The following is an 8,586-nucleotide window of genomic DNA, read 5'->3' as shown; positions in this document are numbered from 1 at the left end:
AGGTGCGCAGGATTCTGCTTGGGGCCGTCGCCGCGCTCGGTCTGGCCGCTCTGACGGCCGGCCCGGCGGCGGCCCAGGACCTGCCGGCCGGCTATCCGGCGTCCTACAAGGACACGGTGGCCGCCGCCAACAAGGAAGGCAAGGTCGTCGTCTACTCGTCCACGGACGCGGCCCAGGTGCGGCCGCTGCTCGACGACTTCAAGGCGCTCTACCCCAACATCACGGTGGAGTACAACGACCTCAACTCCACCGAACTCTACAACCGCTTCATCTCCGAGGCGGCAGCCAACGCCGGCACGGGGGACGTGCTGTGGAGTTCGGCCATGGACCTGCAGATCAAGCTGGTCAACGACGGCTACGCCCAGGCCTACCAGACGCCGGAGCTGAAGGCCCTGCCGGAATGGTCGGTCTGGAAGAACGAGGCCTTCGGCACGACCTTCGAGCCGGTCACCTTCATCTACAACAAGCGCCTCGTGCCCGACGGCGACGTGCCGAAGACGCACGCCGACCTGGAAAAGCTGCTGAAGGCCAAGACGGCCGAGTACAAGGGCAAGGTCACCGCCTACGATCCGGAGCGGTCGGGCGTCGGCTTCCTGTTCGTGACGCAGGACGCCGCCGCGTGGCCGGACGCCCGCAACCTGTTCCGCGCCTTCGGGCAGGCGGGCATCAAGCTCTACACCTCCGCCGGCGCGATGCTGGAGCGCGTGTCGTCGGGCGAGCACCTCATCGGCTACAACATCTTCGGCTCCTACGCGCTGGCCCGGTCGAAGAAGGACCCGAGCATCGGCATCGTCTACCCGCAGGACTACACGCTGGTGATGTCGCGCATCGCCTTCATCCCGAAGGGGGCGAAGAACCCGAACGCCGCCAAGCTCTTCATGGACTACATGCTGTCCAAGCGCGGGCAGACGCTGGTCGCCAACCAGGCGGAGCTGTACTCCATCCGCGAGGACGTGGAGGGCGAGGCGACGGCGCGGGCGGTCAACGCGCAGCTCGGCGACAAGGTGAAGCCGATCCGCGTCGGGCCGGAGCTGCTGACCTACCTGGACCAGACCAAGCGGCTGACCTTCATCAAGCAGTGGCAGCAGGCCATGCAGGGCAAGTGACGCCCGACCGGGAACCACGCATATGCCCCAGAACTGGCCCAACAACTGGGCACGGGTGTCGGTGATCCTGGTGACCGCGCTGGTGGTGCTCGCACCGCTGGCGCTGGTCTTCTACCAGAGCTTCCTCGACAACCCCTTCTTCGCGCCCAGGGTTCAATGGACCCTGTCGGCCTACGACTATGTCCTGAACGACGAGGACTTCCACGCCGCCTTCCTCAATTCCCTGATGATCGCCACCGGCATGACGGCCATCGCCGTGCCGCTGGGCGGGCTGCTGGCCTTCCTGATGGTGCGCACCGACCTGCCGGGCCGGCGCTGGCTGGAGCCGTTGCTGCTGCTGCCGGTCTTCCTGTCGCCGGTGGTTCTGGCCTTCGGCTATGTGGTGGCGGCGGGACCGGTCGGCTTCCTGTCGCTGCCGGCGGAAGCGCTGTTCGGTTTCGTGCCCTGGGACATCTATTCCATCTACGGGCTGGTGCTGGTCGCCGGCCTGACGCATGTCCCGCACGTCTATCTCTACGCCTCCTCCGCCCTGCGCGGGGTGTCGTCGGATCTGGAGGAGGCGGCGCGCATCGGCGGGGCGGGGCCGTGGCGGGTGGCGCTGGACGTCAGCCTGCCCATGGTGATGCCGGCGCTGCTCTATTCCGGCGTGCTGGTCTTCTTCCTGGGGTTCGAGCTGTTCGGTTTGCCGCTGGTGCTGGGCGACCCGCAGGGCATCCTGGTGATGTCCACCTACCTCTACAAGCTGACCAACCTGCTGGGCACGCCGTCCTACCAGCTGATGGCCGTGGTCGTGGTGGCGCTGGTCTTCGTCACCTTCCCGCTGGTGATCCTGCAACGCCGCCTGCTGCGGCAGGCCGGGAAATACGTCACGCTGAAGGGCAAGGGTGCGCGGCAGACTCCGCTGAAGCTTGGCGGGTGGAAGTGGCTGGCGCTGGCGATCCTGGCGCTGTGGCTGGTCGCCACCGTCGTCGTGCCGCTGGCCGGCATCGGCCTGCGTTCGGTGGTCAGCAGCTGGGGACGCGGGGTGACCCTGTCCGACCAGCTGACGCTCGCCCACTACCGCGACCTGTGGGAATACCCGAACCTGATCCGGGGCGTGCTGAACACGCTGGGCATCGGCGTGATCGGCGGCGCGCTGTCGGTCGCCTGCTACACGGCCATCAGCCTCGCCGCGCACCGCTGGCCGTCGGGCTGGACGCGCTTCCTGGACTTCCTGGTGCTGGTGCCGCGCGCCATGCCGGGGCTGGTCGCCGGCCTCGCCATCCTGTGGATCTTCCTGTTCGTGCCGGGGCTGGGCGCCTTGAAGAGCACGATGGTCAGCGTCTGGATCGCCTACACGGTGGTGTGGCTGGCCTACGGCATGCGCCTCATCAGCACGGCGCTGCTGCAAGTGGGGCCGGAGCTGGAGGAGGGCGCGCGGGTGGTCGGCGCCGGGCCGCACCGGGTCAACCGGGACATCACCATCCCGCTGATCCGCTTCGGCATGCTGGGCAGCTGGCTGCTGATCTTCATGACCTTCGTGCGCGAGTATTCCACCGGCATCTACCTGCTGGGGCCGGGGACGGAGGTCATCGGCTCCCTGCTCGTCTCGCTGTGGGGGACGGGGGACATCGACCTGATCTCCGCCCTGTCCGTGATCAACGTCGCAATGGTCGGGGCGGGCCTGCTGGCCGCCCTGCGGTTGGGAGTGCGCCTGCATGGCTGAGCTGGCCGTCGAGAACATCCACCTGCGCCTCGGCGGGTTCGAGATCCTGAAGGGCGTGAGCATGGGGCTGGAGCGCGGGCAGGTCGTCGCCCTGCTCGGCCCCTCGGGCAGCGGCAAGACGACCCTGCTGCGCGCCGTCGCCGGGCTGGAGCAGCCCTACGCCGGGCGCATCACGCTGGGCGGCAAGCCGGTGTTCGATGCCGGGGCCGGGGCCGACGCGCGCATCGACCTGCCGGCGGAAAAGCGCAACCTGGGCCTCGTCTTCCAGTCCTACGCGCTGTGGCCGCACAAGACCGTGTTCGACAACGTCGCCTACGGCCTGAAGCTGCGCGGCACCGGCCGGGAGGAGATGCGGGAGCGCGTGCAGGCTGCGCTGGACCAGATCGGCCTGGGCAAGCACGCGGAGCGCTACCCGCACCAGCTCTCCGGCGGGCAGCAGCAGCGCGTGGCGCTGGCCCGCGCGCTGGTCTACAAGCCGCCGGTGATCCTGCTGGACGAGCCGCTGTCCAACCTCGACGCCAAGCTGCGGGAGGAGGCGCGGGCCTGGCTGCGCGAGCTGATCGTGACGCTGCACCTGTCGGCGCTCTGCGTCACCCACGATCAGGTGGAGGCGATGGCCATCGCCGACCGCATCCTCCTGCTGAACGCCGGGGTGGTGGAGCAGGAAGGGACGCCGCAGGAGATGTACGGCGCGCCGAAGACCCTGTTCGCGGCGGAGTTCATGGGCGCCAACAACCGCATCGAGGGCACCATCGCCGAGCAGCGCGACGGCTACGCCGCGCTGGCCGTCGAGGGCCGCAGCGGGGACGAGCCCCTGCTGTGGGGCCGCCTGCGGGCCGAGAGGGCGGCCGGTGGTATGGTGGTGGGCGGTCCGGCGACGGGCATCGTGCGGCTGGAGTCCGTGCGCCCCGCCGACGGCCCCGGCCCGAACCGGCTGGCGCTCGAGCTCGTCACCAGCATGTATCTGGGCGAGCGGTGGGAGTATCTGTTCCACCGCGGGCCGCTGAAGGTCCGCGCCTATGGCGAACAGGCCCTTGACCCCGGACGCCACTGGCTGGAGTTCCCGCAGGACCGCGTCTGGGTGTTCTGAATGACCACGCTCGCGCGGCTGAAGAGTTGGGCGCGCGGGGTGAAGCGGGACGTGGTCGCGATCTGGCTGGCCGCCCGCGACCCGCGCACGCCCTGGTACGCCCGCGTCGCGGCGCTCTGCGTCGCGGCCTACGCCCTGTCGCCCATCGACCTGATCCCCGACTTCATCCCCGTGCTGGGCTATCTGGACGATGTGATCCTGGTGCCGCTCGGAATCCTGCTGGTCATCCGCCTGATCCCGCCGGAGGTGCTGGCCGAACACCGCGCGGCGGCCGAGGCGCGGACGGGCAAGCGCCCGGTCAGCAAGGCGGGGGCGGCGGTGATCGTCGCGCTGTGGGTGTTGGGGGCGGGGGTGCTGCTGTGGTGGTTGTGGCCGCGTGGGGTGTCGTAGCTGGGGCGGTGTTGCCCCCTCCCTAACCCTCCCCCGCTTCGCGGGAGAGGGGATCTGTCGCAAAGCGGCGGCAGTCCCCTCCACCTCGAAGAGGGGGAGGGTTAGGGAGGGGGCCAGCGGCGTTCCTCACCTCCGCCGCCCTTCCAGCCAATCCCGCTCCTCCGCGAACGCGTCGCTCATGAAGTCCAGGAAGGCGCGCACGCGGCCCATGTGGCGCAAATCCTCGTGGGTCAGCAGCCAGAGCTTCGTGAAGACCTCCTCCACCAGCCCGCCAATCCGGCGCAAGCCGGGGTCCCGGTCGGCGAGCCCGCAGGGCAGCAGCCCCAGCCCGCCTCCCGCCCGGACCATCTGGAACGCCGCCGCGACGGAGTTCATCCGGTGGCCGATCCGATCCGCCGGGACGGTCCGCTTCAGCCAGCGCATCATGCCGGTGTGGTCGAAGGACTCGTCCAGCCCGACCCAGCCGTGCCGGGTGAGGTCGTCACCCAGGCCAGCCGCCCGCTCCAGGTAGGTCTCCGCGCCGTAGACGGCGAAGGCCAGCCCGGCCACGGCGCGTCCCACCAGATTTTCCGGCGGCCGGTTGGTCGAGCGGATCGCCACATCCGCCTCCCGCCGGGTCAGGCTGAGCGAGGCTTCGGCCACGATCACGTCGATGCGCAGGGCGGGATGCCGCTCCCGGAAGGCGGCGACGTGCCGGGGCAGGATGTGCAGCGCCAGGATGTCCACGGTGGTGACCCGCAGCGTGCCGCCGATCTGCGTGTCGCGGCCCGACAGGCGGCGGTTCGCGGCGGCCAGATCCTCCTCCACCTTCAGGGCGACCCGCTGCATCTCGTCGCCGGCGGCGGTCAGGACATAGCCGCCCGGCAGCTTGTCGAACAGGCGCACGCCCATGGCCTCCTCCAGCGCGGTGACCCGGCGCAGCACGGTGCTGTGGTTCACGCCCAGCGCACGTGCCGCCTTCGACAGGGACCCGTGCCGCGCGACCGCCAGCAGGTAGCGCAGATCGTCCCAGTTGTCCTGCTCGTTCATGCAGAGGCTTTCTGCAAAGTTTGCGAATTCCCGCTTACTGAAGCACATCGTAGGCTTTTTCGGAAAGCTCAACCGACCTGTTGGCGTTCCGCATGACCGATCTTCTGCACGACCCCTTCGTCCAATCCAGCGTCCTGCCGCTCCTTCTGGGTGTGCTGGCCGTGGGCATCCTGCACAGGCTGCTTCCGGGTCGGCTTCTGGCCGTGGCGGGCATCGGGCTGACCTTCCTGGCCGTCTTCGCGCTGGTTGTCGGCGTCCCCGCCCTGCCCCCGCCGTCGAGCATGGGCAAGCTGTTCTGGTCCGCCGCTGCCGGTCTCGTCCTCGGCGTCGCGGCCGATGCGGCGGGGCTGAAGGGCCGGGCCGGCTCTACGCTGGTCGCGGCGTGGCTGGCCGCCTCTCTGGTCTGGATCGCCCTGCCGGCGCTGGACTCCCTGGTGGCCGGCCTGACGCTGCTGGTCCTGCTGGTGGTCGGCGCCTGGGTCGCCTTCGGCCGGCTGCCGGGCCGGTCCGAGGGGGCGGCGGCGCCCGCAGCCTCCCTGCTGGCGCTGGCACTGGCGGTCGGTGGGACGGCGCTGATCGGTTCCTCGGCGTCGGTCGCGCAGCTGGCGCTGGCGCTGGCCGCAGCCACCGGCGGGTTCCTGCTGTGGAACTGGCCGGTCGAGCGCCACGGCTGGGGCCTGTCGGGCCGGGTGGCGCTGGGCCTTCCCGTGCTGCTGTCGGGCATCCTGGCGCTGTTCACCCAGACGCAGGCCGCGGTTCTGCTGATCGCCCTGCCCGCCCTTCTCGCCGGTGGCCTGCGCTCCCGCCTGCCCCTGCCCGACACCGGTGTCGGCCGGGCGGTCGGAACGGCGGCGGTCACGGTCGCGGCCATCCTGCCGGCGCTCGCCGCCATCGGTGCGGCCTACCTGCTCGGTGGCGCGGAAGCGTCGCCCTACTGAACCCTTCCAAATCCTCTCATCCCCGGAGTTCCATCCATCATGAAGAAGACCCTGTTCGCCGCCGCTCTGCTCGCCACCGCCTTCGGCGCCGCCGTTCCGGCGTCGGCCGCGCCGGTCGCCTACAAGATCGACCCGGCCCACCTGAGCGTGGCGTTCATCGTCAACCACCTTGGCTTCTCCAACCTGATCGGCCGCTTCAACACGGCGGCAGGCGACCTGTCCTTCGACAAGGACGCCGTGGAGAAGAGCACCGTCGCCGTCACCGTCGACACCGCCAGCGTCGACACCAACCACGCCAAGCGCGACGAGCATCTGCGCTCCCCGGACTTCTTCAACGCGAAGGAGTTCCCGAAGATGACCTTCAAGAGCACGAAGATCGAGAAGACCGGCGACAAGACCGGCAAACTTTACGGCGACCTGACCCTGCTGGGCGTCACCAAGCCGGTCGTGCTGGACGTCACCTTCAACAAGGACGGCGTCAGCCCGGCCAGCAAGCAGGAGACGGTCGGCTTCTCCGCGCGCGGCAAGGTCAAGCGCACCGACTTCGGCATGAAGTATGGCGCCCCCTACATCAGCGAGGACATCGACCTGCTGATCGAGGCCGAGGCCGTGAAGGCGTAAAGCGCCCTCTCGCCTGTTGAACCTGGAAGGGACCGGTTCGCCGGTCCCTTTCCACATCGACTTTTCTTTACCGTCGACGCGGGGGCCGGCATGCCGCAGTTGGTGAATGGCGAGTGGGTCAAGGGTCCCATCGCCGAAAGCGAGATCAAGAACGGCGCCTTCCATCGGGAGCCGACCCGCTTCCGGACTTGGATCACGCCGGATGGCGGCCCCGGCCCGGACGGCACCCCCACCCTGCCGGCGGAGGCCGGGCGCTATCACCTCTACGTCTCCTACCTGTGTCCCTGGGCCTCGCGCTCGCTGATCGTCCGCGCGCTGAAGGGGCTGGAGGGGTTGATCGGCCTGTCGGTCGCCGAGCCGGTCATCGGCGAGGACGGCTGGGTCTATGCGGAGGAGCAGGACGGCGGCGAGGGCGTGGGGAAGTTCCGCCACCATCACCGGCTCTACACCGCCACCGACCCGACCTACACGGGCAAGGTGTCCGTCCCCGTGCTGTGGGACAAGAAGGAACGCCGCATCGTGAACAACGAGTCGGCGGACATCATGCGCATGCTGAACCACGCCTTCGACCGGCTGACCGGCAACCGGCTGGACCTGTACCCGGAACCGCTGCGGGCGGAGATCGACGGCTGGAACGAGCTGATCTACCCCAACGTCAACAACGGCGTGTACCGCTGCGGCTTCGCCAAGTCGCAGGCCAGCTACGACGAGGCCTTCGACAGCCTGTTCGCCACGCTGGACCGGCTGGAGGAGCGCTTGTCGGAGAGCCGCTATCTGGCCGGGCAGCACCTGACGGAGGCTGACTGGCGCCTGTTCGTGACGCTGGTGCGCTTCGACACCGCCTACCACGGCGCCTTCAAGTGCAACCTCCGGCGGATCGAGGACTACCCGAACCTGTCGAACTACCTGCGGGAGCTGTACCAGTGGCCCGGCATCCGGGGCACGGTGAACCTCGCCCACATCAAGGCCGGCTACTACATCAATCCGGCGATCAACCCCACCTTGATCGTGCCGAAGGGGCCGGCGCTGGATCTCGACCGTCCGCACGACCGCGACCGGCTGCCCGGCCGGGGCATCTGGAGCCGGGACTGACACCGCATCGAAGGACAACGACACCCATGACCGACACCATCCGCCTGCTCGGCATTTCCGGCAGCATCCGCCGCAACTCCCACTGCACGACGGTGCTGCAGACCTTGGCCGAAAATCTCGGCGGCAAGGCGGAGCTGACGCTGTTCCCGCTGCACGAGATCCCGCCCTACGACCCCGACCTGGACGCGGAGAACACCCCCGCCGCCCCCCGCGCCATGCGCGAGGCCATCGCGGAGGCCGACGGGCTGGTCGTCATCTCCCCGGAATACAATTACGGCATGTCCGGCGTGCTGAAGAACGCGCTGGACTGGGCGTCGCGTCCGGCCATGCAGTCGCCGGTCAAGGGCAAGCCGATCCTGATCATGACCGCCTCCCCCGCCTTCACCGGCGGCGTGCGCGCCCAGCACGAGATGCGCGAGACCCTGTCCGGCATGATGGGCCGCGTCATCGCCCGCCCGCAGGTCGTCATCGGCACCGTGCACGAAAAGATCAAGGACGGCCGTCTGGCCGATCAGGCCGCGCTGACCTTCGCGCTGGCCGCCATCGACGACCTGCTGGCGGAGGTCAGGCTGCTGCGCGGCGCGAAGGTTTGATCCGAGGGCTGGTGATCGGGGT

At 69.3% G+C, this 8,586-nt stretch carries 8 protein-coding genes and 1 pseudogene; 8 read left to right on the top strand and 1 reads right to left on the bottom strand.

Annotation, left to right across the window (positions count from 1 at the left end):
• From ACSVC7_RS29115 to ACSVC7_RS29100, 4 genes and pseudogenes are all read left to right on the top strand, one after another.
• Nucleotides 1–1,106, top strand: a 1,106-nt coding sequence (locus ACSVC7_RS29115) for an ABC transporter substrate-binding protein (RefSeq protein WP_483508986.1), incomplete at its 5' end; no start/stop codon positions are given.
• Between the two features lie 22 nt (nt 1,107–1,128).
• Nucleotides 1,129–2,811, top strand: a complete 1,683-nt coding sequence (locus ACSVC7_RS29110) for an ABC transporter permease (protein WP_448208064.1) — start codon at nt 1,129–1,131, stop codon at nt 2,809–2,811.
• Nucleotides 2,804–3,901, top strand: coding sequence for an ABC transporter ATP-binding protein (locus ACSVC7_RS29105; protein ID WP_483508985.1), 1,098 nt, complete (start codon nt 2,804–2,806; stop codon nt 3,899–3,901). Before ACSVC7_RS29110 ends, ACSVC7_RS29105 begins: the two co-directional genes overlap by 8 nt.
• A gap of 12 nt (nt 3,902–3,913) precedes the next feature.
• A pseudogene (locus ACSVC7_RS29100) lies at nt 3,914–4,291 on the top strand (YkvA family protein); the annotation flags it as partial.
• A 126-nt stretch (nt 4,292–4,417) separates the two neighbouring features.
• Here ACSVC7_RS29100 and ACSVC7_RS29095 read toward each other — a convergent pair.
• Nucleotides 4,418–5,320: a LysR family transcriptional regulator gene (locus ACSVC7_RS29095; RefSeq protein ID WP_448208066.1), complete on the bottom strand. Its 903-nt coding sequence runs from the start codon at nt 5,318–5,320 to the stop codon at nt 4,418–4,420.
• Between the two features lie 92 nt (nt 5,321–5,412).
• On the opposite strand from ACSVC7_RS29095, the gene ACSVC7_RS29090 reads away from it, so the two are divergent.
• The 4 genes from ACSVC7_RS29090 (at nt 5,413) to ACSVC7_RS29075 (ending at nt 8,564) form a co-directional block, all read left to right on the top strand.
• Nucleotides 5,413–6,258, top strand: a complete 846-nt coding sequence (locus ACSVC7_RS29090; protein ID WP_448208067.1) for a hypothetical protein — start codon at nt 5,413–5,415, stop codon at nt 6,256–6,258.
• 39 nt (nt 6,259–6,297) lie between these two features.
• Entirely contained in the window at nt 6,298–6,879 is a 582-nt protein-coding gene (locus ACSVC7_RS29085; RefSeq protein ID WP_448208068.1) for a YceI family protein, read from the top strand.
• A 90-nt stretch (nt 6,880–6,969) separates the two neighbouring features.
• Entirely contained in the window at nt 6,970–7,971 is a 1,002-nt protein-coding gene (locus ACSVC7_RS29080; protein ID WP_448208069.1) for a glutathione S-transferase family protein, read from the top strand.
• A gap of 26 nt (nt 7,972–7,997) precedes the next feature.
• Nucleotides 7,998–8,564 (top strand): NADPH-dependent FMN reductase, encoded by a 567-nt coding sequence (locus ACSVC7_RS29075; RefSeq protein ID WP_448208070.1) that lies wholly within the window; start codon nt 7,998–8,000, stop codon nt 8,562–8,564.
• The last annotated feature ends 22 nt before the right edge of the window (nt 8,565–8,586 follow it).

This window comes from Azospirillum mesophilum (genome assembly GCF_053470405.2).
Note: the sequence above shows the minus strand (reverse complement) of the source record. Positions and strands in the feature narration are given on the sequence as shown.